Origin of the sequence: uncultured Streptococcus sp. (assembly GCF_963518475.1) — a bacterium.
Taxonomy (GTDB): domain Bacteria; phylum Bacillota; class Bacilli; order Lactobacillales; family Streptococcaceae; genus Streptococcus.
On the sequence record NZ_CAUQJA010000021.1, the window covers coordinates 12,723 to 37,836 of the forward strand.

The window sequence follows — 25,114 nt, forward strand, 5'->3', positions numbered from 1 at the left end:
TAGAAATAGTAAGGAAAGTGAGAAATATATTGAAAACAGAAACAATATCAATCATTGTACCCATTTATAATGCAGAGAATTATCTGAAATCGTGTTTGGATAGTGTGCTGTCACAAACCTTTAAGGATTTTGAAGTTTTAATGGTCAATGATGGCTCTATAGATAATTCAGCAACTATCTGTCAAGATTACGCAGAACGTGACAGCCGTTTCCGATATTTTGAAAAGGAAAATGGAGGCTTATCTGATGCTCGAAACTATGGACTAGATAGGGCAAAGGGAGCTTATATCACCTTTCTAGATGCAGATGATTTTCTTTTTGAAAACTACCTAGAAAAATTATATCAAGCGAGTCGTCTAAGTGATTCTGATATACTAATTGGAGGTTATTGCCGATTTGATGGCTCTGATTTCTATTTTTATAATGATCATTTTAAGAGTGAATCCTTAATTTCTTTCACATCAGCGCAAGCGATTCAAGTATTAGATTCTATGCTGGATGTTCCATTTTTAACTTTTTCTACTGCTTGGGGGAAACTGTTTAAACGAGGTTTGTTCGATGAGCTCCGTTTTCCTTATGGGAAATATGCTGAGGATCAATTTTTAATTTGGAAACTCTATATGAAAGCTGACAAGATTCATGTTTTTAACAATGCGTCTTATGTTTATCGTATGAATCCTTCAGGCTTGTCCAGTATTTTTTCTCTCAAGCATTTAGATTATATTGATGCGCTTGAAGAACGGATAAGAGCTACAAAGGATTTAGAAGGGATCAATATTCAACATTCTTTTAACATGTATGACTATGTCTTACAGAGAATGTTGGGACAGCTGGAAGAACATCAATTTTTAGAGGAAGCAGATAAAGTACGTGAAAAGTTAGAGTTGGCAAAACAAAAAGAGTATCCCTTTTTACTAGAGCAGAAAAATGATTTAATCAGTATTATCGTTCCCATCTATAATGTTGAAAAGTATCTTCGAATGTGTTTAGATAGTATTGAAAATCAAACCTATTCAAATATCGAAGTTCTATTAATAAATGATGGTTCACCAGATTCATCTGGAGAAATCTGTCAAGAATATGTTGCTAGAGATAGCAGATTTCACTATTTTGAAAAGGAAAACGGAGGCTTATCTGATGCACGAAATTATGGTATTGAAAGATCAAATGGAAAGTATCTAACCTTTGTAGATTCGGATGATTGGTTAAGTTTAACTTATGTGGAAGATTTACATCAAGCAGCTATTAGAAATAGTGCAGATACTGTTGTGGCACACTTTACAATCTATAATGAGAGTGATAGATTGTATCATGTGCATATTTGGGATGAGTACTATGAGAGAACATATACGGGAGAAGAACTTGTATTAAATCTCCCATCATTAGAATTAGATGGTTATCTATATGCAACCAGTTGGGGAAAATTATTCCACAAGAAATTGTTTACCAATATTCGATTTCCTAAAGGAAAGGTGATAGAAGATTCGAGAACAAATTATAAATTATTTTTTAAATCAGAAAAAATTGTTTATATTCATAAGGAAATTTATTATCATAGAGAAGGAATAGATAGTATTTGCAGTAACATTAATGAGAAATTTTTAACCGATGTTTTAGAATGCTTGTTAGAAAGATTAGCAATTTATACTATAAAGGGTTGGAATTATGATGATGAAAAGGAAAATGTTTTGGGATGCTTGAGATGGAGATATCAACAAGCAAAAGAAAATGGATTGCAGGATACTGAAATTTTCAGGAGATATACAGAAATATTACATCTTATAGATAATAATTAAAGATCAAGCACGTTCGATGAACTAATGGTAAATAAAAAATAATCTATTTTATTCACTAACGTAGTATTCTTTTAATAGTAGCCTAGGGGATTTATAAGCAGATTTTTTCTGCTTTTTTTGTTATAATAGCAATAGTATTTCTGTAAAAATATATTCTTTATTACACTATTAGAACAGAGTTCTTCATCAATTTGAGAATATTTTCTATGTAAAAGATGCATGGCTTTTTTGATTAGTATAAACTGCTATTTTTTAATATCGAAATAAACAAGATAAAAATATTACATAGCATTTTTAAGAGTTTTAGGATAGTTTAAACTGAATTTTACAAAAACAAAAACAAAAAATTAGGAGATTGAGGGGATAAATCTTGAAAAACTTTTTTTCGTCTGTTGTATTAAAAAAAGGATTTATGACATTGTTTTTTATTTTTATATATGTTTTAGGAAGTAGACTGACATTACCTTTTGTTGACCTGAATAGTAAAGATTTTTTAGGAGGTTCAACAGCCTATCTAGCCTTCTCAGCTGCCCTAACAGGTGGGAATCTTAGAAGTCTTTCACTCTTTTCTGTTGGTTTATCTCCGTGGATGTCTACAATGATTTTGTGGCAGATGCTTTCGTTATCGAAAAAATTAGGATTATCTACTGGTTCTATAGAAATACAGAATAGAAGACAGATGTATTTAACTTTATTTATAGCAATGATTCAAGCATTAGCTATCACACTAAGTTTACCAGTTCAATCAAATTTGCCGAAGATTCTGATTCTTGTGATGGATACACTGCTCTTAGTAGCTGGGTCTTTTTTCTTAATATGGTTATCTGATATTAATGCGACAGTAGGAATTGGCGGTTCTATGCTTATTTTATTGACTGGTATAGTATTAAATATACCTCAAGATATACTCGAAACATTCCATACAATGCATATATCTATGTATATTATAGTTGCTGTTTTACTTATGGGATTAATTTTTACCTACTTGATAGCTATTCTATATAGAGCACGTTATCGTATAGCAGTTAATAAGATTGGATTACATAGTCTCTTTAAACGCTATTCTTTTTTAGAGATTATGCTAAATCCTGCTGGCGGGATGCCTTATATGTATGTCATGACATTTTTAAGTTTTCCAACTTACATACTTTTATTATTACAAAGTCTCTTTCCGAATAATTCAGTTAATTCTACCCTTTTGTCTCAGTATACAATTGGAAAGCCACTCTGGATTTACATGTATATAGTAATTCTTTTTGTTTTTAGTATTATTTTTGCTTTTGTCACTATGAATGGTGAAGAGATTGCAAATCGTATGAAAAAATCTGGTGAATACATTTATGGAATTTATCCAGGTGAGGACACTAGTCGGTTTATTAATGGATTGGTCCTTCGTTTTTCAGTAATTGGAGGTCTCTTTAATGTAATCATGGCAGGTGGCCCCATGCTTTTTGTTTTATTTGATGAAAAGTTATTAAGGATTGCAATGATTCCAGGCTTATTTATGATGTTTGGAGGCATGATTTTTACGATTAGAGACGAAGTCAAGGCTTTAAGGTTAAATGAAACCTATAGACCTTTAATTTAGGAGATTAGCATGTATTATTTTATTCCAGCTTGGTATGGGGCAGAACGGAAATGGCATGTGGATCTTATTCCATGGTATTTTTCTCATTTTCGTTTTGAATTTGATGATAGCTTTAGTCAGATTCGGATTTTTCAAAGACAAGGCATGGACTCTCGTCTATTAGTACTAGCTTACCAGCCTCACCTACGTTATTTTTTACATAGACATGGTGTATTGGAAACAGATACTTATTCTGTTTTTGATGTTATGCAAGATTTTCACAATCTCCATACCCAAGTTTTAACCATTAGAGATATTGAGTGGGATAATGACTGTGAATTTATTTATAGTCCCTTTACGATTATTGTTCAAAAAAATGGGAAGAAATTTGCTAAGGTTGAACATGGGGTTGAAGGATTCATCAGTGATATACAGTATTTTGAACCGAATGGTCAAGTAGATATGCACTATATCATGGATGATCGAGGATTTGTATCGAGTGTTATCTTTTTTGAAGATGGGCAAGCTACCTATCAAGAATATCTGAATCCTAAGGGAGTTTGGCAATTTAGAGAGCGTTTAAAAGAAGGAGGAAGAATAGAAGTCAATCCAATTTTTGGCTATCGCTTTAAAGCGCTTATCTATCAAAACATGGGAGACTTGGTGGCAGAATTTTTTGAGAATTATCTGCAAAAGCATGTAAAGAACGAAGATATTTTTATGATTCCTTCTCATTCTCACCATGACCAGTTCGTGTTAGACCGTTTACCTAGTGCCAATCCTAAACTATTGAGTCTGTTCATTGGGCGTAATCCTCAAGATACCTTTAGAGATTTAGATTTAACTTTTGAAAAATCGGATTTGATTTTAGTGGATAGAGATGATAGTTTACGATTGTTACAGGATTTGTACCCTGAACGAATGTATCAATTTCGCCATTTATCATCTTTTGATACTCGTTTACGATTGGGACGAAGTCAAACTAAGAAAGAATCCATCATTTTTTATCAACTGGATTTTGAGCAGGGACTTGATAGCCAATCTCTGTTTCAAGTTTTATCATTTGTCGCTGAAAATAAGGATACTGAGGTGATTTTTGGGGCATTTGCTGCTAGACAAGATCAAATGGATGAGGTAGAAGCAATTGTTGAAGCTATAATTCAAGAAAATTTTCTAGTTGAAACTTTGAAAAAAGACTTGGACTATGGTGATGCAGAAAATCATTTAGATGAAAATCAACACCAGAACTTACGATTTCAGTTTGTTAACTTGAATGATGAATTGGAATTGATTAAAACACTAGAATTTGTCCGTTTGATTGTGGATTTTAACAACTATCCCCACATCTATACCCAGATTGCTGGAATTAGTGCGGGGATTCCTCAAATCAACCTAGTTGAAACCGTCTATGTTGAACATTTGAAAAATGGTTATTTACTGGCAGATGTGGCAGAGTTTTCTAAGGCTGCTCATTATTACACAGATAGGTTGAAAGAGTGGAATGAGTCCTTGATTTATTCGATTGAGAAAATTAAGGAATATACTGGTCAGCGATTTCTTGAAAAACTAGAGAAATGGATAGAGGAGGTTCAGAATGTCAAAGGAACTTAATATTTTACAGATAGGGCTTACCAATTGGGAAAATCACTATGACATACCTGAAAACATGAACTGGCACCATTTTTATCCCAATTCGACAATAGCTCTTCGCAAAATGACAGAGAAAAAAGGTTTTAGCCGTTTTCATGCAGTATTGGTGAAAGATCCTCAGTATGTCAAAGACTTATTTTCCTTTGTAAAATATTTCGAACCTTACACTTTGTTTTATGATCAGGAACTCAAAACAGATGATGAAGGAGTTGCATTCTTTCTCAAAAAACGATGCGCTCAGGCAGTTGATTTTTCAAGACCTCAACAATTAATAAATGATTTATCTACTACTCTATTTGGTGGTGGTTACGGTGATAAATTATTTCCGTCAACAATTAAGATTCATAAGCATTTTCAAGGTTCTGTTTCTTATCAAGGACTTGAATGTGTGACTATAGAGGGTGATTTTGGCGAGGAATTTCATCAACTAGCATACTGGACTCATAATTTTATGGTTTATAAAAATTTGCCGATAGAATTGTGGTTAGAATATGAGAAACAGGGAAAATGTGAATTTCGATTTATATTGCGAAAGATATTTGATGGGGATATCGACAATTTCTTTGAAGAAGAGATTTATTCAGAAGATGATTTAGAAAAAGCCATTGTTATAGATAGTAAAAATAGAAATTTTTTGATATTTTTATCTGTTGAAGCAAGAGGTCGTGGAACTATCAAACTAGGTAATCTTCACCAACGTTGGAGTCGAAAACAATTTGGTAAGTTTGTGCTTGGTGGGAATATCCTACATGATTCCAAACGTGATGAAATAAACTATTTCTTCCATCCAGGTGATTTTAAGCCTCCTTTAGCTGTCTATTTTTCAGGTTATCGACCTGCAGAAGGATTTGAGGGTTACTATATGATGAAAACTCTAGGGTGTCCCTTCATTTTATTTTCTGATCCACGTTTAGAGGGGGGAGCTTTTTATCTAGGAACGGATGAGCTAGAGGGAAAAATCAAAGAGACGATTGCTCATTATCTTGATTATTTAGGTTTTGATCGCAAGGATTTGATTTTATCAGGCCTTTCTATGGGAACTTTTCCAGCTCTTTATTATGGTGCTTTTTTTGAACCTCATGCTATCATAGTGGGTAAGCCCTTGGCAAACTTAGGAACCATAGCTAGCCGCGGACGTTTGGACGCACCGGGTGTCTCTAACTTGGCTTTTGACTGTTTAATTCATCATACAGGTGGAACAAGTTCGCAAGATATGACGGAGCTGGATCAACGTTTTTGGAAAATCTTTAAACAAGCAAATTTTTCAAAGACAACCTTTGGTTTGTCCTACATGAAGGATGAAGAAATGGATCCTCAGGCTTATGAGAATCTAGTTACTTATTTATGTAATACAGGTGCGAAGATTTTGTCTAAAGGAACTGCTGGACGACACAATGATGATACAGATACCAATATTGCTTGGTTTCTTCACTTTTATCGAATGGTACTATCAAGTGGTTTTGGAAGGGAGAAAGAATGATTATCACACAGAGACAGTCTATTCATTGGGGAGAAGTTGGTGGGACTTATATGTACGGATCAACTGTATCTTATTACCCTGACAAAAGTATTCGGCTGTATAATCCTCTATTGCCATCTGGTGAGATTCTTAAGACTTGGTTTTCTAGTGTTAATTACCAGGCCACACGGACTCAGCCTCAGCTTCCCTTATTAAAAAGAAATCAGGAGTATCAACTATCACTGGTTTTTGATTGTCAGCCTGAAAATGGGGTTTATACCAAGATAACTTTTTTTGACCGCTATGGTGATATTTTAGAAGAAAAGGTAGAAAAAGTGAAAGATTTCATATTTACTTATCCAGAAGATAGTTATACTTATCAAGTTTCTCTTTTAAGTGCTGGATTTGAGTCCTTAACTTTTTATCATTTTTCTATCAAGGAGATCAGAAGTGTTTAGACGTTTAGGTCAAGATTTCCAGCTTAGGAAAGTGAAAAAGATTTTAAAGCAGATCAATGCGCTTAAAGGTAAGATGTCCTCTCTTTCGGATCAAGAATTAGTGGCTAAAACAGTGGAGTTTCGTCAGCGTCTTTCAAAGGGAGAAAGTCTAGATAACCTTTTAGTAGAAGCTTTTGCTGTTGTGCGTGAAGCAGACAAGCGGATTTTAGGGATGTTTCCCTATGATGTTCAAGTCATGGGGGCTATTGTCATGCACTATGGAAAAGTTGCTGAGATGAATACGGGGGAAGGTAAGACTTTGACAGCAACCATGCCGGTTTATTTGAACGCTCTTTCGGGAGAAGGAGTGATGGTTGTGACGCCTAATGTGTATTTATCAAAGCGTGATGCCGAGGAAATGGGCCAAGTTTATCGTTTCCTAGGATTGACCATTGGGGTACCATTTACGGATAATCCAAAGAAAGAAATGAAAGCTAAAGAAAAGAAGCTTATCTATGCTTCGGATATCATTTACACAACCAATAGTAATCTAGGTTTTGATTACTTAAATGATAATCTGGCCTCGAATGAAGAAGGTAAGTTTTTACGACCGTTTAACTATGTGATTATTGATGAAATTGATGACATCTTGCTTGATAGTGCACAAACTCCTCTGATTATTGCAGGTTCTCCTCGTGTTCAGTCTAATTACTATGCTATTATTGATACGCTGGTAACAACGTTGGTCGAAGGAGAGGATTATATCTTTAAAGAGGAGAAAGAGGAGGTTTGGCTGACTACTAAGGGTGCTAAGTCTGCTGAGAATTTTCTAGGGATTGATAATTTATACAAGGAAGAACATGCGTCCTTTGCTCGTCACTTAGTCTATGCGATTCGAGCTCATAAACTCTTTACCAAAGATAAGGACTATATCATTCGTGAAAATGAGATGGTATTGGTGGATAAGGGGACTGGTCGTTTAATGGAGATGACCAAACTGCAGGGAGGACTCCATCAGGCCATTGAAGCCAAGGAACATGTGAAGTTGTCTCCTGAAACGAGAGCCATGGCTTCCATTACCTATCAGAGTCTCTTTAAGATGTTTAAAAAAGTATCTGGGATGACGGGGACAGGAAAGGTAGCAGAAAAAGAATTTCTTGAGACTTATAATATGGCTGTTATTCGGATCCCAACCAATCGTCCTAAGCAACGGATTGATTATCCCGATAATCTCTATGTGACTTTACCAGAGAAAGTCTATGCGTCTTTAGAGTATATCAAAGATTATCATGCTAAAGGAAATCCGTTATTGGTTTTTGTAGGTTCAGTGGAGATGTCCCAGCTTTATTCATCTCTCTTGCTTCGTGAAGGGATTGCCCATAATGTTTTAAATGCCAATAATGCTGCGCGTGAGGCTCAAATCATCGCGGAATCAGGTCAGATGGGAGCAGTAACAGTTGCAACATCTATGGCCGGACGCGGTACAGATATTAAACTTGGTAAGGGAGTTGCAGAACTTGGTGGCTTGATTGTCATTGGAACAGAGCGAATGGAAAGTCAGCGGATTGACCTTCAAATCCGTGGACGTTCTGGTCGTCAGGGAGATCCAGGTATGAGTAAGTTTTTTGTATCTCTGGAAGACGACGTTATTAAGAAATTTGGTCCACCTTGGGTTCACAAGAAGTATAAAGATTATCACGTTCAAGATATGACGCAACCAGAAATTCTCAAAGGTCGTAAGTATCGTAATCTGGTTGAAAGGGCGCAACACGCTAGTGACAGCGCTGGTCGAACTGCCCGTCGTCAGACCTTAGAGTATGCTGAGAGCATGAATATCCAACGTGATATGGTTTACAAGGAACGCAATCGTCTAATTGATGGTTCTCGTGACTTAGAAGATGTAGTTGTGGATATCATTGAGAGATATACTGATGAGGTAGCGTCTGAACACTATGCCAGTCGTGAATTGTTATTTCACTTTATTGTTACCAATATCAGTTTCCATGTAAAGGAGATTCCAGATAATCTAAACCTATCTAATCAGAAACAAGTCCGCTCTTTTATTCGACAAGTTGTGAATAGAGAACTCTCTGAAAAGAAGGAATTACTGGAGAAACACGACTTGTATGAACAGTATTTACGACTCTCTCTACTTAAGGCTATCGATGATAACTGGGTGGAGCAAGTAGACTATCTACAACAATTATCTATGGCTATCGGTGGCCAATCTGCTGCACAGAAAAACCCAATTGTAGAATATTATCAAGAAGCCTATGCGGGCTTTGAAACAATGAAAGAGCAAATTCGTGCTGATATGGTACGGAATCTCCTGATGGGGCTGGTTGAGGTCACTCCAAAAGGTGAAATCGTGACTCATTTTCCATAAGAGGAGAAAATATGACAATTTACAATATAAATTTAGGACTTGGATGGGCTAGTAGCGGTGTTGAATACGCACAAGCCTATCGTGCTGGTGTTTTTCGGAAATTAAATCTGTCCTCTAAGTTTATCTTTACAGATATGATTTTAGCTGATAATATTCAGCATCTGACAGCCAATATTGGTTTTGATGACGAGCAAGTTATCTGGCTTTATAATCATTTCACAGATATCAAGATTGCGCCGACTAGCATGACAGTGGATGTTGTCTTGGCTTACTTTGGTGGTGAAGAAAGTCACAGAGAAAAAAATGGCAAGATTTTGCGTATCTTCTTTTCTGACCAAGATAAGTTTGTCACCTGTTATTTGGTGGATGAAAACAAGGACTTGGTTCAACATGTCGAGTATGTTTTTAAGGGGAACCTGATTCGGAAAGATTACTTTTCTTATACGCGTTATTGTAGCGAATACTTTGCTCCCAAGGACAATGTTGCAGTACTATACCAACGAACTTTTTACAATGAAGACGGAATTCCAGCTTATGATATCTTGATGAATCAAGGTAAGGAAGAAGTTTATCGTTTTAAGGATAAAATTTTCTATGGAAAGCAAGCTTTCATGCGTGCTTTTATGAAATCCTTGAATTTGAACAAGTCTGATTTGGTTATTCTTGATAGGGAGACAGGCATTGGTCAGGTTGTGTTTGAGGAAGCACAGGCCGCGCATCTAGCGGTAGTCGTTCACGCGGAGCATTATAGTGAAAATGCTACAAATGAGGACTATATCCTTTGGAATAACTATTATGACTACCAGTTTACCAATGCAGATAAGGTTGATTTCTTTATCGTATCCACAGATAGACAAAATGAAGTGTTGCAAGAGCAATTTGCCAAATACACCCAGCATCGCCCAAAGATTGTTACCATTCCTGTAGGAAGTATTGATTCCTTGACCGAGTCAAGTCAAGGACGTAAGCCCTTTTCTTTAATTACCGCTTCGCGTCTGGCCAAAGAAAAACACATCGACTGGTTGGTCAAAGCGGTCATTGAGGCTCGTAAGGAAATACCTGAACTAACCTTTGATATTTATGGTAGTGGTGGAGAAGATTCTCTGCTCAGAGAAATTATTGCAAATCATCAGGCTGAGGACTATATCCAGCTCAAGGGACATGCGGAACTTTCGCAGATTTATAGCCAGTATGAGGTCTACTTGACGGCTTCAACCAGCGAGGGCTTTGGTTTGACCTTGATGGAAGCTATTGGTTCAGGTCTACCCCTAATCGGTTTTGATGTTCCTTATGGTAATCAGACCTTTATAGAAGATGGGCAAAATGGTTATTTGATACCAAGTTCATCTGATCATGTAGAAGACCAAATCAAGCAAGCTTATGAAGCTAAGATTTGTCAATTGTATCAAGAAAATCGTTTGGAAGCTATGCGTGCCCATTCTTATCAAATTGCAGAAGGTTTCTTAACCGAAGAAATTTTAGAAAAGTGGAAGAAAACAGTAGAGGAGGTGCTCCATGATTGAACTTTATGATCGTTATAGTCAGGAAAGTCAAGATTTACATGAAAGTCTAGTAGCTACTGGTCTTTCTCAACTTGGAGTGGTCATCGATGCAGATGGTTTTCTGCCTGATGGTCTGGTATCTCCTTTTACCTATTATCTAGGTTACGAGGATGGAAAACCTCTCTATTTTAACCAAGTCCCTGTTCCAGCTTTTTGGGAAATTTCAGGCAATAATCAGTCTGCTCGTATTGAGGATATGACACAGGAGAGAGCCGTTATTCATTATGCTGATGGAATGCAGGCTCGCTTGGTTAAGCAAGTAGATTGGAAAGACCTGGAAGGTCGAGTCCGTCAAGTTGATCATTACAATCGTTTCGGAGCTTGTTTTGCTACAACGACCTACAGTGCAGATAGTGAGCCGGTGATGACGGTTTACCAAGATGTCAATGGTCAGGAGGTGTTACTTGAAAACCATGTGACGGGTAATATCTTATTGACCTTACCTGGTCAACCTATGCGTTACTTTGCTAATAAGATTGAATTTATTACCTTCTTTTTGCAAGATTTGGAGTTAGATAAGCATCAGATTGTCTTTAATACTCTAGCGACTCCTTTCTTGGTTTCCTTCCATCATCCAGATAAGTCTGGCTCAGATGTTTTGGTTTGGCAAGAACCTCTCTATGATGCCATTCCAGGTAATATGCAGTTGATTTTAGAGAGTGATGATGTGCGCACCAAGAAGATTATCATTCCAAACAAGGCGACTTATGAACGTGCTTTAGAGTTGACTGACGAGAAATACCATGATCAGTTTGTGCACTTGGGTTACCATTACCAGTTCAAACGAGATAATTTCCTAAGACGAGATGCCTTAATCTTGACTAATTCAGATCAGATTGAGCAAGTGGAAGCAATCGTAGAAGCACTGCCTGATGTCACTTTCCGTATTGCAGCGGTGACAGAGATGTCTTCTAAGTTATTAGATATGCTTCGTTATCCTAATGTGGTACTTTATCAGAACGCTAGTCCACAGAAAATTCAAGAGCTCTATCAACTGTCGGATATTTACTTGGATATAAACCACAGCAATGAGTTATTGCAGGCAGTACGTCAGGCCTTTGAGCACAATCTCTTGATTCTTGGCTTTAACCAAACGGTGCACAATAGACTTTACATAGCTCCAGATCATCTATTTGAGAGTAGTGAAGTTTCTTCTTTGGTTGAGACCATTAAACTGGCTCTTTCAGATGTTGATCAAATGCGTCAGGCACTTGGCAAACAAGGCCAACATGCCAACTATGTTGACTTGGTGCGATATCAGGAAATCATGCAAACCGTTTTAGGAGGCTAACATGTCAGACGAAGATTTATTTTACAAAGACGTTGAAGGTCGCATGGAAGAGTTGAAACAAAAACCTATCAAGAAGGAAAAAGAAACTCGAGGGGAAAAGATTAGTAAGACTTTTTCACTCCTCTTGGGTTTAATGATTCTGATTGGTTTACTCTTTACACTGCTAGGGATTTTGAGGTAGGCCTATGACTGACATACTGATTGTTTTAGCTATTGTTCTATCTATTGCTTTGATTGTATTGGTAACCATACAACCTCGTCAAAATCAATTATTTTCCATGGATGCCACTAGTAATATTGGTAAACCAAGCTACTGGCAGAGTGACACCTTGGTCAAGGTTCTTACTTTATTGGTGAGTTTGGCCTTATTTGTTCTACTATTAATCTTTATGGTAATAACTTACAAATAAAAGAAAACTTCAGATATTCACCTTTTGTGATTGGTCTGAAGTTTTCTTTTTTTACTGTCCATATTTTTGATAAAAGTCAACTTTTACTTGGATGAAGGTTTTGGCTTCACGTAGGAGTTGAAGAAGTGTGGCGCGGGTTTCAAATTCTTCTCTTGTCTTGGGGAGACTGCGATTACGGAAGACTTCCAGATAGCGTTCAATTTCATCTAGTAAATCAGAAGCAGGATTGGTCTGGCTCAGTTGACCTGCAATTTTTGAAAAGAGTTGGGCTAAAATCAGGCTTTCGCTGGCAGCTAGGTGACAGGTGTTGATCTGCTGGGCCATATTTCGCAGGATACGACTTTGGCCTTGTCTCATTTCAAAGTAGTGGATATGGTAGTCGGTCTGGTGAAAGAGGTGGTCAGAGTGATCCAAATAGACCAGTCTGAGGGCTTCTTCCAAAAGGGTGTCTAATTCTTCAACCAGTTGTGCTCGGTTGCGTCCATCCCCTCTGGATAAATAATATTTGAAGCGTAGGAGGATATCTTTTAACTTTTCTTCTACCAATGTGTGGTAGTGATGAATTTCCTCTTCTCGTGAAGGCATGTAGAGATTGACAAGCAAGGCAAATCCTGTACCGATAGCAAAGAGAAGGAATTCGTTGACTAGGAGGTATGGAGAGGTTGACTCTTGAACCAAGAGATGGCTAACCAAAACAGTGCTTGGTGTGATGCCAATTTCCCAGCCCATCTTGTAGGCTAGAGGCACATAAAGGGCTAGATAGAGGCCAAGGCTCCAGATATGAAATCCGCTCAAGTGAAAAGCCAAAACCCCGATAACCAGAGCTAGAAGCATGGAAAAGAGCCGATTGCGGGCCAGTTTTAAGGTACTTCTACGGGTATCGGATAGGCTCAAGAGGGCGATGATTCCAGCTGAAACTGCTGAGGAGAGATTGAGAAAATAAGCAAGAAGGCAGGCAAGACAGGTAGCTAAGATGAGCTTGGTCGTACGTTGGCTAATAGACATAAGAATTTCCTAATAAGTTAGAATAAAAGCGGAAAAGACAAGACCTGAGTAGGCTTGTCTTTATGAGTTATTTTTTACGGGCTGCTGCGTATTCGGCAACGGCAGTAAAGAGGACGTCTGTAGAAGAGTTGAGGGCTGTTTCACATGAGTCTTGGATGACACCAATCACAAATCCAACCCCGACAACTTGCATGGCAATATCGTTAGAAATACCGAAAAGACTACAAGCAACTGGGATAAGGAGGAGGGAACCGCCAGCGATACCAGAAGCCCCACAGGCTGAGATAGCAGCTACCACACTAAGGACAAAGGCTGTCGCAAAGTCAACAGGGATTCCCAAAGTATTTACTGCAGCAAGGGTTAGAACGTTAATGGTAATCGCTGCCCCGGCCATATTGATAGTAGAACCAAGTGGGATAGAAACAGAATAGGTATCTGGATCTAGTCCGAGGTCGTGGCAAAGTTTCATGTTTACAGGGATGTTAGCTGCAGAACTACGAGTGAAGAAGGCAGTCACACCACTGACACGCAAACATTTCCAAACGAGGGGATAAGGATTTCTCTTCATAAAGAGAAAGGCAATCAATGGATTGACTACTAAGGCTACAAAGAACATAGTTGTCACCAAGAGGGCAAGCAAAATTCCGTAGTTGGCTAGGCTTCCGATTCCTTTATCAGAGATGGTTTTGAAGACAAGACCAAGGATACCAAATGGAGCTAGGTTGATGATCCATTCGACAATCTTAGAAGTCACATCAGCTATGGTTTTCAGCAATTCTTTACTATTTTTGCTGGCTTCTCTCATAGCAATCCCGAAAATAACTGCCCAAGATAGGATACCGATGTAGTTGGCAGTAATAAGGGCATTGACTGGATTGTCAACCAGTTTGAGCAAGAGGTTGCTGAGGACCTGGCCAATCCCATCTGGTGGAGCAATATCGGTATTAGCACTATTTAAGGTAATTTCAACAGGGACAATAAAGCTTGCAAAGACAGCAATAAGAGCAGCAGCAAAGGTTCCTACCAAGTAAAGGAAGATAACGGTTTTCATATTGCTATCTTGTCCCTTTTGATGTTGGGAAAGGGCGTTAGCAACGAGGGCAAAGACCAGAATCGGTGCGATGGCTTTGAGACCACCAACAAAGAGATCTCCGAGCAGGCCAATTCCTGAAATGTTAGGAAGTGTTAGTCCTAGAGTTCCTCCAATAAGCATACCAATCAAAATACGTTTGATCAGGCTTGCCTTATTCCAAGCATGAATGAATTTTTTCATAACAATCTCCTTTGTTGTGTAATGTTTATGATTATAGTATAAATATGAACTAAAATCAAGAATTTTCTGTCTATTTTTGCTCTTATTTTTGAATATTTATGGAGATTCATCACTTGTGAAAGTATGGTATAATAAATGAAAGGAGTTTTCTATGCAAGATTTTTTTCAAACCTACCTCAATAAGCTTGATATAACAACGATTATTGAGAATATCTTAACCAAGTTAATTTCTCTGTTATTTCTATTTTTGCTATTCTACATAGCTAAGAAACTGCTTCATACTATGGTGCAGAGAATTGTTAAACCTTCTCTAAAGATGTCTCGCCACGATGTCGGGCGCCAAAAAACCATCTCACGTCTGTTAGAAAATGTGTTTAATTATACCCTTTATTTCTTTTTACTTTACTGTATCTTGTCTATTTTGGGCTTGCCAGTCTCTAGTTTGCTGGCAGGTGCTGGGATTGCTGGGGTAGCTATTGGGATGGGAGCCCAAGGCTTTCTGTCTGATGTCATCAATGGCTTTTTCATCCTCTTTGAACGTCAACTGGATGTGGGAGATGAGGTTGTTCTGACAAATGGGCCTATTACTGTATCGGGCAAGGTTGTCAGCGTTGGCATTCGAACAACACAACTCCGAGGAGAAGACCAGGTTCTACACTTCGTTCCTAATCGCAATATCACTGTCGTCAGCAATTTTTCTCGGAAAGACCAGGCCTGAAATTTTAGCAGATTTATGGTACAATAGAAAGAGTTTGGTAAAGGAGAGAAGATGTTTTTAGAAAAACGGTTGGGCAATGGCTGTGCCTGGATTAACCTAGATTTGGACAAGTTGAAAAAACTAGAAGACCTTTCAGAAATCTACGGTTTGGACAAGGAAACCATTGAATACGCACTGGATAGAAATGAGCGTGCCCACATGGATTATCACCGTGAAAATGGGACTGTGACCTTTATCTACAATGTCTTGAACTTGAAAAAGGACAAGGAATACTACGAAGCTTTTCCCATGACCTTTATCGTGGAACATCGTCGCCTGATTACCATTAGTAATACCAAGAACGCCTATGTCATTGAACAGATGACTCGTTATCTGGAGAGTCATGACACGCTTTCAATTTACAAGTTTCTCTTTGCCAGTCTGGAAATCATCAGCAATGCCTACTATCCTGTCATCGAGCAGATGGACAAGAGTAAGGATGAGGTTAATGGCCTCTTGCGTCAGCGGACGACCAAGAAAAATCTCTTTGCCTTGTCTGACTTGGAGACCGGTATGGTTTATCTTACTGCGGCTGCTAAGCAAAATCGCATGTTGCTAGAGCATATTCAAGGGCATGCCCTTTATCGCAGTTTTAATGAGATTGAGAGAGAGCAGTTTGATGATGCTATGATTGAAGCTCATCAGCTGGTGTCCATGACAGATTTGATTTCTCAAGTTCTCCAACAACTATCAGCATCTTACAACAACATCCTAAACAATAATCTGAATGATAATTTGACAACCTTGACTATCATTTCAGTCTTGCTGGCTGTTTTGGCAGTCGTGACAGGCTTTTTCGGAATGAATGTTCCGCTACCTTTAACAGATGAGCCCCATGCTTGGCTCTATATCAGCTTGGCAAGTGCCGGTTTGTGGATTATCCTGTCATTATTACTAAGGAAAATTGCGAAAAAAAGTTAAGAAAAGGAGCCAGAATGGCGATTGAAAATTACATGCCAGATTTTGCTGTGGAAGCAGTCTATGATCTGACAGTCCCAAGCCTGCAGGTGCAGGGAATCAAGGCTGTTTTGGTCGATTTGGATAATACCCTCATTGCTTGGAATAATCCTGACGGGACGCCAGAGATGAAGCAATGGCTACATGATCTTCGGGACGCGGGCATTCGCATTATCGTAGTCTCAAATAACACTAAGAAACGCGTCCAACGAGCAGTTGAGAAGTTTGGGATTGATTACGTTTATTGGGCTCTGAAGCCCTTTACATTTGGGATTGACCGTGCCATGAAGGAATTTCACTATGAGAAAAGTGAAGTGGTCATGGTGGGCGACCAGCTTATGACAGATATACGAGCAGCTCACCGTGCAGGCATTCGCTCAATCTTGGTAAAACCCTTAGTTCAGCACGACTCAATCAAAACGCAGATTAACCGAGCTCGTGAGCGCCGTGTTATGCGAAAAATCACTGAAAAGTACGGACCGATTACATATAAAAAAGGAATTTAACTATGGAAGAAATTCTCTGTATTGGTTGTGGAGCAACCATTCAGACAACAGACAAGGCTGGTCTTGGTTTCACTCCCCAGTCGGCACTTGAAAAAGGCTTGGAGACAGGCGAAGTCTATTGCCAACGCTGTTTCCGTCTCCGTCATTACAATGAAATCACAGATGTCCAGTTGACGGACGATGATTTCCTCAAGCTCTTGCACGAGGTGGGAGACAGTGATGCCTTGGTAGTCAATGTCATTGATATCTTTGACTTTAATGGCTCTGTCATCCCAGGCTTGCCACGTTTTGTATCGGGCAATGATGTCCTCTTGGTTGGAAATAAAAAAGATATCTTGCCTAAGTCAGTTAAACCGGGTAAGATTAGCCAATGGCTCATGGAACGTGCCCACGAAGAAGGTCTTCGTCCAGTCGATGTCGTCCTAACTTCGGCACAAAACAAACATGCCATCAAGGAAGTTATTGACAAAATCGAGCACTACCGAAAGGGCCGCGATGTCTATGTGGTCGGTGTGACCAACGTTGGAAAATCAACTCTAATCAATGCTATTATCCAAGAAATCACGGGTGATCAGAATGTCATTACGACTTCACGCTTCCCAGGGACAACCTTGGATAAGATTGAGATTCCGCTTGACGACGGATCTTATATCTACGATACACCAGGGATTATCCACCGCCACCAGATGGCCCACTACTTGACGGCCAAAAACCTCAAGTATGTCAGCCCTAAAAAGGAAATTAAGCCCAAAACCTATCAGCTTAATCCTGAGCAAGCCCTGTTTTTAGGTGGTTTGGGACGCTTTGACTTCATTGCAGGTGAGAAGCAAGGATTCACAGCCTTCTTTGACAATGAACTTAAACTCCATCGTACCAAGCTAGAAGGCGCTAGTGCCTTTTACGACAAGCACGTCGGAACCCTCCTTACACCACCAAATAGCAAGGAAAAAGAAGATTTTCCAAAACTAGTCCAACATGTCTTTAATATTAAGGACAAGACAGACCTAGTCATCTCAGGACTAGGCTGGATCCGCGTGACAGGTACCGCCAAAGTAGCCGTCTGGGCACCCGAAGGCGTCGCCGTCGTCACACGAAAAGCAATTATTTAAACTAAAATCACTGAGCGAACAAAGTGAGCTCATAAAAAGATAGTTATTGCCGTGGGATCTTGCCAATCTGTAGATTGGCAAGGGGCACAATTGAGACCAAGGCTCAATTGTGAGGTCAGGAAATCCATTTTCCAAAGATGAGATCTTTGAAAAATTAGTTCCGACCGTCCCTCACCACCTAAAATAACTATCAAAAAAACAAGGAAGAAATTATGTCATTAACATCAAAACAACGTGCCTTCCTCAACAGCCAGGCACACACCCTCAAACCCATCATCCAGATCGGGAAGAATGGTCTCAACGACCAAATCAAAACCAGCGTTCGCCAAGCTCTTGACGCCCGTGAATTGATTAAAGTAACGCTCTTACAAAACACAGATGAAAACATCCACGAAGTAGCTGAAATCTTGGAAGAAGAAATCGGTGTGGATACAGTCCAAAAAATCGGACGCATCTTGATCTTGTTTAAACAATCCAGCAAGAAAGAAAATCGCAAGATTTCTAAAAAAGTCAAAGAAATCTAAAAAACCTACTCCAAACAACTGTTTTTACAGAGAAATAAAGGAGACTAGCCTATGGCAATCGAATTATTGACTCCCTTTACCAAGGTAGAGTTGGAGCCAGAAATCAAGGAGAAAAAACGTAAGCAAGTCGGGATTTTAGGGGGGAATTTTAACCCTGTTCACAATGCCCATCTGATCGTTGCGGATCAAGTGCGACAACAGTTGGGACTGGATCAGGTTCTGCTCATGCCTGAATACCAACCTCCTCATGTTGATAAAAAGGAAACCATTCCTGAACACCATCGTCTCAAGATGCTTGAATTGGCGATTGAGGGGATTGAAGGTCTGGACATTGAAACAATCGAGCTGGAGCGCAAGGGCATTTCTTATACCTACGACACCATGAAGCTTCTAACTGAGAAGAATCCAGATACAGATTATTACTTTATCATCGGTGCCGACATGGTAGACTATCTGCCCAAGTGGTACCGAATTGATGAGTTGGTCGACATGGTTCAGTTTGTAGGGGTTCAGCGCCCACGCTACAAGGCAGGGACTTCCTATCCAGTTATCTGGGTGGATGTGCCTCTCATGGATATCTCGTCCAGCATGGTGCGTGACTTCCTTGCCCAAGGTCGGAAACCCAACTTTCTCCTGCCTCAGCCTGTGCTAGACTACATCGAGAAGGAGGGTCTCTACTGATGGCCTATCAAGACTATATCAACTGCTCTCGTGAGGCTTTGTTGGAAAAAATGGCAGAGCTTCTACCTGAAAAACGTTTAACCCATTGTCTAGGTGTAGAGAGTGCAGCCATAGAGCTAGCCGAGAGATTTGGAGTCGATGCCGAGAAAGCAGGATTAGCAGGGCTCCTTCATGACTATGCTAAAAAGCTATCGGATCAGGGATTTCTGGATTTGATTGACCGTTACCAATTAGACCCTGACCTCAAAAACTGGGGCAATAATGTCTGGCATGGTATGGTGGGTATATACAAAATTCAGGAAGATTTGAACTTGCAAGATCCTGAAATTCTGCGAGCCATTGAAATTCATACAGTTGGGGCTGGTCAGATGACTGATCTTGATAAGGTTATCTACGTCGCAGACTATATCGAGCATAATCGCGCCTTTCCAGGAGTAGATGTGGCGCGTGAGATTGCTGTGCTATCGCTCAATAAGGCTGTGGCCTACGAAACAGCTCGTACCGTGGAGCATCTAGCTCATCAGGGATTCCCTATCTATCCCCAAACCCTTGAAACCTATAACGCCTTTGTGCACTATTTGAAAGAGGACTAAATGAAGACGGCTTTTATAATCATTGATGTTCAGAATATTTTAGTGGAAACTGGGTTTCAGACAAAAAGTCTATTGGAAAAAATTTCTTATTTACAAAACCAGGCTAGAAGCAAAAATATCGAAATTGTATATGTTCAACATATTGAGAACGCTGAAGCACAAACATCAGAAGATTGGCAGTTATCTGAGCTTTTAAGTCGAAAACCTAATGAAAAGGTCTTTCAGAAGAAGTATAACAGTATTTTCAAAGAAACTGGTTTAAAAGAATACTTGGATAAACAGGGGATTGAAAAATTAGTTTTATGTGGTATGCAGACAGAATATTGTGTGGATACCTCTGTCAAGGTTGCTTTTGAATATGGCTATCAGCTTATTATTCCAGAAGGAACTTGCACAACGTTTGATGGGAAAGACATTCCAGCAGAAACGATAAATGAATTTTATGAGGGCATTTGGGAGGGTCGCTTTGCAGATGTCTTAGATTACAAACATATTTTCTAGAAAGAGGACTAAATGAACGAAAAAGAATTACTAGAACTAGTCGTGAAAGCGGCTGATGAGAAACGTGCGGAGGATATCCTCGCACTTGATGTACAAGAATTGACCAGCGTGACGGACTACTTTGTTATCACTAGCTCGATGAATAGTCGTCAGTTGGACGCTATCGCTGATAACATCCGTGAAAAAGTAGCTGAAGCAGGCTTTAAAGGAAGTCACATCGAAGGTGATGCAACTGGAGGCTGGGTTTTGCTGGACCTAGGTTCTGTTGTCGTGCATATCTTCTCAGAAGAAATGCGTGCCCACTATAACCTAGAGAAGCTATGGCATGAGGCGAATTCAGTAGATATTTCAGAAACTCTTGCTTAGAAGATGAACTCAGTTGCAGTCAACTGGGTTTTATTTGCTTATTTTAGAAAAAATTGATAGAAAGGTAAAGGGCGAGTGGTGTTTGCCATGGAGGCTCTTGGTATCATGATTATGGCAACTTATGAAACCTTTGCGGCGGTCTATGATGCAGTCATGGACGATAGTTTATACGATAAATGGACGGATTTTTCTCTGCGCCATATGCCTAAGACTAAGGAAAGAAAGAAACTCTTAGAATTGGCTTGTGGGACAGGTATCCAGTCTGTGCGATTTTCTCAGGCAGGTTTTGATGTGACTGGACTTGATTTGAGTGCGGATATGTTGAAGATTGCTGAAAAGAGAGCGACTTCAGCCAAGCAAAAGATTGATTTTATAGAAGGCAATATGCTGGATTTATCCAAGGCAGGTCAATACGATTTTGTCACTTGTTATTCTGACTCAATCTGCTATATGCAGGATGAGGTGGAGGTAGGAGACGTCTTTAAAGAAGTCTATAATGCCCTCAATGAAGATGGAGTCTTTATCTTTGATGTGCATTCAACCTACCAGACTGATGAGGTTTTTCCAGGCTATTCTTACCATGAAAATGCGGAAGATTTTGCCATGCTCTGGGATACCTACGAGGATGCGGCGCCTCACTCCATCGTGCATGAGCTGACTTTCTTTGTCAAAGGAGAGGACGGTTCCTTTAGTCGCTACGATGAAGTGCATGAGGAGCGGACTTATGAGGTCCTGACCTATGATATTTTGCTGGAACAGGCTGGATTCAAGTCCTTCAAACTCTATGCAGATTTTGAAGACAAGGAGCCGACAGAGACTAGCACTCGTTGGTTTTTTGTGGCGCAGAAGTAGGAGATTAGCATGACCATCACAGGTATTATCGCGGAGTTCAATCCTTTTCATAATGGCCATAAATACCTGCTGGAGCAGGCTGAGGGACTGAAAATCGTGGCTATGTCTGGAAATTTCATGCAGCGTGGAGAGCCAGCTATCGTGGACAAGTGGACACGGGCCCAGATGGCGCTGGAAAATGGAGCGGATCTGGTAGTAGAATTGCCCTTTTTAGTCAGTGTTCAGGCGGCAGATTTCTTTGGCCAAGGCGCTGTGGATATCTTGGCTCGGTTGGGCATTGATACTCTAGCATTTGGGACGGAGGAAGTTCTGGATTACCAGAAAATCGCTGACTTATACACAGAACAAGGCGCTGATATGGAGAAATTTGTGGAAAATCTTCCTGATTCCCTCTCTTATCCCCAAAAGACCCAGTCCATGTGGAAGGAATTTGCAGGTCTTGATTTTTCAGGAAAAACGCCCAATCATGTTCTTGCTCTGGCCTATGCCAAGGCGGTTGCAGGACGAAACATCAAGTTGCATCCGATTCAGCGTCAGGGGGCTGGCTATCATTCTGTGGACAAGGATGTGGACTTTGCCTCGGCGACAGCTCTCCGTCAGCACCAGAAGGACCAAGATTTCTTAGAACGCTTTATGCCTTCAGTTATACTCTTTGAGCAGGTTAGTAAGGTGAGTTGGGACGATTATTTTGCTATGCTCCGCTATCAAATCTTGTCAAATCCAGACCTAACCACCATCTATCAGGTCAATCAAGAAATGGCTGTGCGCATCAAGGAAGCTATCAAGACGGCTCAGTCTGTTGACGAACTGGTTGAAGTGGTTGCTACCAAACGCTACACCAAGGCGCGTGTCAGACGTCTATTGACCTATATCTTGGTGCAAGCCAGAGAGAGTTCCTTGCCAGAAGGGATTCATGTTCTTGGTTTTACCGAAAAAGGCAGGCAACATCTCAATTCTCTGAAAGGGCAGGTCAATCTAGTCAGCCGAATTGGCAAAGAACCTTGGGATGTCATGACTCAAAAGGCAGACCAGATTTATCAACTAGGAAATCCAAGTATAGCAGAACAGAATTTTGGAAGAGTACCGATTAGAATAGAAACAAACTAAGTCTACTGAAATGTAGGATTTTTGAGATTTTTTACGAATAATACTCTTCGAAAATCAAATTCAAACCACGTCAACGTCGCCTTGCCGTACTCAAGTACAGCCTGCGGCTAGTTTCCTAGTTTGCTCTTTGATTTTCATTGAGTATAAATAGATAGAAAAAGAAAATCTTGTACAAGTTCCTGACAATTTTTTTCTTTTCATGTATAATAGTGGAAAAGAGGTAAAACGAGGTATGGTTATGGAAGCAGTTCTTTACTCAACATTCCGAAATCATTTAAAGGACTACATGAAAAAGGTAAATGATGAATTTGAGCCTTTAACGGTGGTCAATAAAAATCCAGACGAGGACATTGTAGTCCTTTCAAAGAGTGAGTGGGATAGTATCCAAGAAACCCTGAGAATTGCTCAAAATAAGGAACTTTCTGATAAGGTTTTGCGAGGAATGGCTCAAGTTCGTGCTGGAAGTACTCAGGTCCATGTTATTGAGGAGTAAGAAATGCTGCTCAAGTTTACAGAAGATGCCTGGGCAGATTATTGCTACTGGCAAAATCAGGATAAGAAAACGTTAAAAAGAATCAATAAACTAATCAAAGATATTCAACGTGATCCCTTTACAGGAATAGGTAAACCAGAACCACTCAAGTATGACTACTAAGGAGCTTGGTCACGTCGTATTGATGCAGAAAATCGATTGATTTATATGATGGATGGAGATAGCGTGGCTTTCTTGTCTTTCAAAGATCATTACTAAGTCTACTGAAAGGTGGGATTTTTCTAAAATCTCTACTAAAAAACTGTTTTTAAGTAATAAGGATTATACAGATGTATTTTAGTGAAATAAACACCAAATTCCTCAAAACATATTCTATTTTAGGTTTGTGAAAATCACTTTTTTATGGTAGAATGTAAAAGAATGTATGTCATTCGGAATAACAATAAAATGAGGTAAAAACATGGAGATCATGTCGCTTGCGATTGCTGTTTTTGCCGTCATCATTGGTTTAGTCATTGGATATGTCAGCATCTCAGCCAAGATGAAATCATCTCAGGAAGCTGCAGAGTTGATGCTTTTAAATGCTGAACAAGAAGCAACTAATTTACGTGGACAAGCTGAACGTGAAGCGGATTTATTGGTTAATGAAGCTAAGCGTGAAAGTAAGTCTCTTAAAAAAGAAGCACTATTGGAGGCCAAAGAAGAAGCCAGAAAATACCGTGAAGAAGTGGACGCTGAATTCAAATCAGAACGTCAAGAACTCAAACAAATCGAAAGTCGTTTGACAGAGAGAGCAACTAGCCTCGACCGTAAGGACGACAATTTGACGAGTAAAGAACAAACACTTGAACAAAAAGAACAAAGTATTTCTGATAGAGCTAAAAACCTTGATGCGCGTGAAGAGCAATTAGAGGAAGTCGAAAGACAAAAAGAAGCAGAACTAGAGCGTATTGGTGCTCTGTCTCAGGCAGAAGCACGAGATATTATCTTGGCACAGACAGAGGAAAACTTGACCAAGGAGATTGCTAGCCGTATTCGTGAAGCTGAGCAAGAGGTCAAGGAACGTTCTGACAAAATGGCTAAGGACATCCTGGTTCAAGCTATGCAACGTATCGCTGGTGAATATGTAGCGGAGTCAACAAACTCAACGGTTCATCTGCCAGACGATACTATGAAGGGACGCATTATTGGTCGTGAAGGTCGTAACATTCGTACCTTTGAAAGTTTGACAGGGGTCGATGTGATTATCGACGATACACCAGAAGTGGTGACCTTGTCAGGATTTGATCCGATTCGTCGTGAGATTGCCCGTATGACTATGGAAATGTTGCTCAAAGATGGTCGTATCCACCCAGCTCGTATCGAAGAGTTGGTTGAGAAAAACCGTCAAGAGATTGACAATAAGATCCGTGAATACGGTGAGGCAGCAGCCTATGAGATTGGTGCGCCAAACCTTCATCCAGACTTGATGAAGATTATGGGACGTTTGCAGTTCCGTACTTCTTATGGACAAAATGTTTTGCGCCATTCGATTGAAGTTGCTAAGTTAGCTGGTATCATGGCGAGCGAACTTGGTGAAAATGCGGCTCTTGCCCGTCGTGCTGGATTCCTTCACGATATCGGGAAAGCTATTGACCGCGAGGTTGAAGGTAGTCACGTTGAAATTGGTATGGAATTGGCTCGTAAGTACAAGGAGCATCCAGTTGTGGTCAATACGATTGCTAGTCACCACGGCGATGTCGAAGCTGAGAGCGTGATTGCAGTGATCGTCGCTGCAGCAGATGCCTTGAGCGCAGCCCGTCCAGGTGCTCGTAGTGAGTCTCTTGAAAGCT

Annotated in this window: 25 protein-coding genes and 1 pseudogene; 24 read left to right on the forward strand and 2 right to left on the reverse strand. The window is 39.7% G+C overall.

The genetic code is table 11. From position 1 onward, the window contains the following. The first annotated feature begins 29 nt into the window (after positions 1-29). From RYK12_RS08195 to RYK12_RS08240, 10 genes are all read left to right on the forward strand, one after another. Positions 30-1,796: a glycosyltransferase family 2 protein gene (locus RYK12_RS08195; RefSeq protein ID WP_314848388.1), complete on the forward strand. Its 1,767-nt coding sequence runs from the start codon at positions 30-32 to the stop codon at positions 1,794-1,796. 370 nt (positions 1,797-2,166) lie between these two features. Beyond that, on the forward strand, positions 2,167-3,384 hold the full coding sequence (gene secY2 / locus RYK12_RS08200; RefSeq protein WP_314848390.1) for an accessory Sec system protein translocase subunit SecY2: 1,218 nt from the start codon (positions 2,167-2,169) through the stop codon (positions 3,382-3,384). 9 nt (positions 3,385-3,393) lie between these two features. Continuing rightward, positions 3,394-4,974, forward strand: coding sequence for an accessory Sec system protein Asp1 (gene asp1 / locus RYK12_RS08205; RefSeq protein WP_314848392.1), 1,581 nt, complete (start codon positions 3,394-3,396; stop codon positions 4,972-4,974). After that, a complete protein-coding gene (gene asp2 / locus RYK12_RS08210; RefSeq protein ID WP_314848394.1) occupies positions 4,958-6,493 on the forward strand; it encodes an accessory Sec system protein Asp2 in 1,536 nt (511 codons plus the stop codon). The genes asp1 and asp2 overlap by 17 nt, the downstream gene beginning before the upstream one ends. Next, the gene (asp3, locus tag RYK12_RS08215) at positions 6,490-6,930 is read left to right on the forward strand and encodes an accessory Sec system protein Asp3 (RefSeq protein WP_314848396.1); all 441 of its coding nucleotides are present in this window, start codon (positions 6,490-6,492) and stop codon (positions 6,928-6,930) included. Before asp2 ends, asp3 begins: the two co-directional genes overlap by 4 nt. After that, positions 6,923-9,295, forward strand: coding sequence for an accessory Sec system translocase SecA2 (secA2, locus tag RYK12_RS08220; protein WP_314848398.1), 2,373 nt, complete (start codon positions 6,923-6,925; stop codon positions 9,293-9,295). The genes asp3 and secA2 overlap by 8 nt, the downstream gene beginning before the upstream one ends. 11 nt (positions 9,296-9,306) lie before the next feature. Then, positions 9,307-10,818 (forward strand): accessory Sec system glycosyltransferase GtfA, encoded by a 1,512-nt coding sequence (gene gtfA / locus RYK12_RS08225; RefSeq protein ID WP_314848401.1) that lies wholly within the window; start codon positions 9,307-9,309, stop codon positions 10,816-10,818. Further along, positions 10,811-12,148 carry an accessory Sec system glycosylation chaperone GtfB gene (gene gtfB, locus RYK12_RS08230; RefSeq protein WP_314848403.1) on the forward strand — a complete coding sequence of 446 codons (1,338 nt, stop codon included), beginning with the start codon at positions 10,811-10,813 and terminating at the stop codon, positions 12,146-12,148. Before gtfA ends, gtfB begins: the two co-directional genes overlap by 8 nt. A 1-nt stretch (position 12,149) precedes the next feature. Further along, positions 12,150-12,329, forward strand: coding sequence for an accessory secretory system protein Asp4 (gene asp4 / locus RYK12_RS08235; RefSeq protein WP_001278708.1), 180 nt, complete (start codon positions 12,150-12,152; stop codon positions 12,327-12,329). A gap of 4 nt (positions 12,330-12,333) precedes the next feature. Continuing rightward, the gene (locus RYK12_RS08240) at positions 12,334-12,558 is read left to right on the forward strand and encodes an accessory secretory protein Asp5 (RefSeq protein WP_314848405.1); all 225 of its coding nucleotides are present in this window, start codon (positions 12,334-12,336) and stop codon (positions 12,556-12,558) included. Positions 12,559-12,609: 51 nt separating this feature from the next. Here the strand turns inward: RYK12_RS08240 and RYK12_RS08245 are convergent, their stop codons facing one another. Both RYK12_RS08245 and sstT read right to left on the reverse strand, forming a co-directional pair. Further along, on the reverse strand, positions 12,610-13,563 hold the full coding sequence (locus RYK12_RS08245; protein WP_314848407.1) for an aromatic acid exporter family protein: 954 nt from the start codon (positions 13,561-13,563) through the stop codon (positions 12,610-12,612). A 67-nt stretch (positions 13,564-13,630) separates the two neighbouring features. Then, a complete protein-coding gene (gene sstT, locus RYK12_RS08250) occupies positions 13,631-14,836 on the reverse strand; it encodes a serine/threonine transporter SstT (protein ID WP_314848408.1) in 1,206 nt (401 codons plus the stop codon). Between the two features lie 151 nt (positions 14,837-14,987). On the opposite strand from sstT, the gene RYK12_RS08255 reads away from it, so the two are divergent. The 14 genes and pseudogenes from RYK12_RS08255 to rny form a co-directional block, all read left to right on the forward strand. Further along, a complete protein-coding gene (locus tag RYK12_RS08255; RefSeq protein WP_314848410.1) occupies positions 14,988-15,554 on the forward strand; it encodes a mechanosensitive ion channel domain-containing protein in 567 nt (188 codons plus the stop codon). Positions 15,555-15,605: 51 nt separating this feature from the next. Further along, complete coding sequence (locus tag RYK12_RS08260) at positions 15,606-16,514, forward strand: magnesium transporter CorA family protein (protein ID WP_084862913.1); 909 nt, start codon at positions 15,606-15,608, stop codon at positions 16,512-16,514. 14 nt (positions 16,515-16,528) lie between these two features. Beyond that, positions 16,529-17,056 (forward strand): YqeG family HAD IIIA-type phosphatase, encoded by a 528-nt coding sequence (locus RYK12_RS08265; protein ID WP_314848411.1) that lies wholly within the window; start codon positions 16,529-16,531, stop codon positions 17,054-17,056. Positions 17,057-17,058: 2 nt separating this feature from the next. Next, positions 17,059-18,165, forward strand: coding sequence for a ribosome biogenesis GTPase YqeH (gene yqeH / locus RYK12_RS08270; protein ID WP_314848413.1), 1,107 nt, complete (start codon positions 17,059-17,061; stop codon positions 18,163-18,165). A gap of 212 nt (positions 18,166-18,377) precedes the next feature. After that, positions 18,378-18,689, forward strand: coding sequence for a ribosome assembly RNA-binding protein YhbY (gene yhbY, locus RYK12_RS08275; RefSeq protein WP_000060169.1), 312 nt, complete (start codon positions 18,378-18,380; stop codon positions 18,687-18,689). Between the two features lie 51 nt (positions 18,690-18,740). Next, the gene (locus RYK12_RS08280; RefSeq protein WP_084886755.1) at positions 18,741-19,370 is read left to right on the forward strand and encodes a nicotinate-nucleotide adenylyltransferase; all 630 of its coding nucleotides are present in this window, start codon (positions 18,741-18,743) and stop codon (positions 19,368-19,370) included. After that, complete coding sequence (gene yqeK, locus RYK12_RS08285) at positions 19,370-19,963, forward strand: bis(5'-nucleosyl)-tetraphosphatase (symmetrical) YqeK (protein WP_314848419.1); 594 nt, start codon at positions 19,370-19,372, stop codon at positions 19,961-19,963. The genes RYK12_RS08280 and yqeK overlap by 1 nt, the downstream gene beginning before the upstream one ends. Next, positions 19,964-20,464, forward strand: a complete 501-nt coding sequence (locus RYK12_RS08290; RefSeq protein WP_314848420.1) for a cysteine hydrolase family protein — start codon at positions 19,964-19,966, stop codon at positions 20,462-20,464. It abuts the gene before it with no gap. A gap of 12 nt (positions 20,465-20,476) precedes the next feature. Next, entirely contained in the window at positions 20,477-20,830 is a 354-nt protein-coding gene (rsfS, locus tag RYK12_RS08295) for a ribosome silencing factor (RefSeq protein ID WP_314848422.1), read from the forward strand. Positions 20,831-20,941: 111 nt separating this feature from the next. After that, positions 20,942-21,682 carry a class I SAM-dependent methyltransferase gene (locus RYK12_RS08300; RefSeq protein WP_314848431.1) on the forward strand — a complete coding sequence of 247 codons (741 nt, stop codon included), beginning with the start codon at positions 20,942-20,944 and terminating at the stop codon, positions 21,680-21,682. Between the two features lie 9 nt (positions 21,683-21,691). Then, positions 21,692-22,789, forward strand: coding sequence for a nucleotidyltransferase (locus tag RYK12_RS08305; RefSeq protein WP_314848424.1), 1,098 nt, complete (start codon positions 21,692-21,694; stop codon positions 22,787-22,789). A 238-nt stretch (positions 22,790-23,027) separates the two neighbouring features. Beyond that, on the forward strand, positions 23,028-23,282 hold the full coding sequence (locus tag RYK12_RS08310) for a type II toxin-antitoxin system Phd/YefM family antitoxin (RefSeq protein ID WP_000388572.1): 255 nt from the start codon (positions 23,028-23,030) through the stop codon (positions 23,280-23,282). A gap of 3 nt (positions 23,283-23,285) precedes the next feature. Further along, positions 23,286-23,540 (forward strand): annotated as a pseudogene (locus RYK12_RS08315) (Txe/YoeB family addiction module toxin). 202 nt (positions 23,541-23,742) lie between these two features. Beyond that, on the forward strand, positions 23,743-25,114 hold a 1,372-nt coding region (gene rny / locus RYK12_RS08320), incomplete at its 3' end, for a ribonuclease Y (protein ID WP_314848429.1).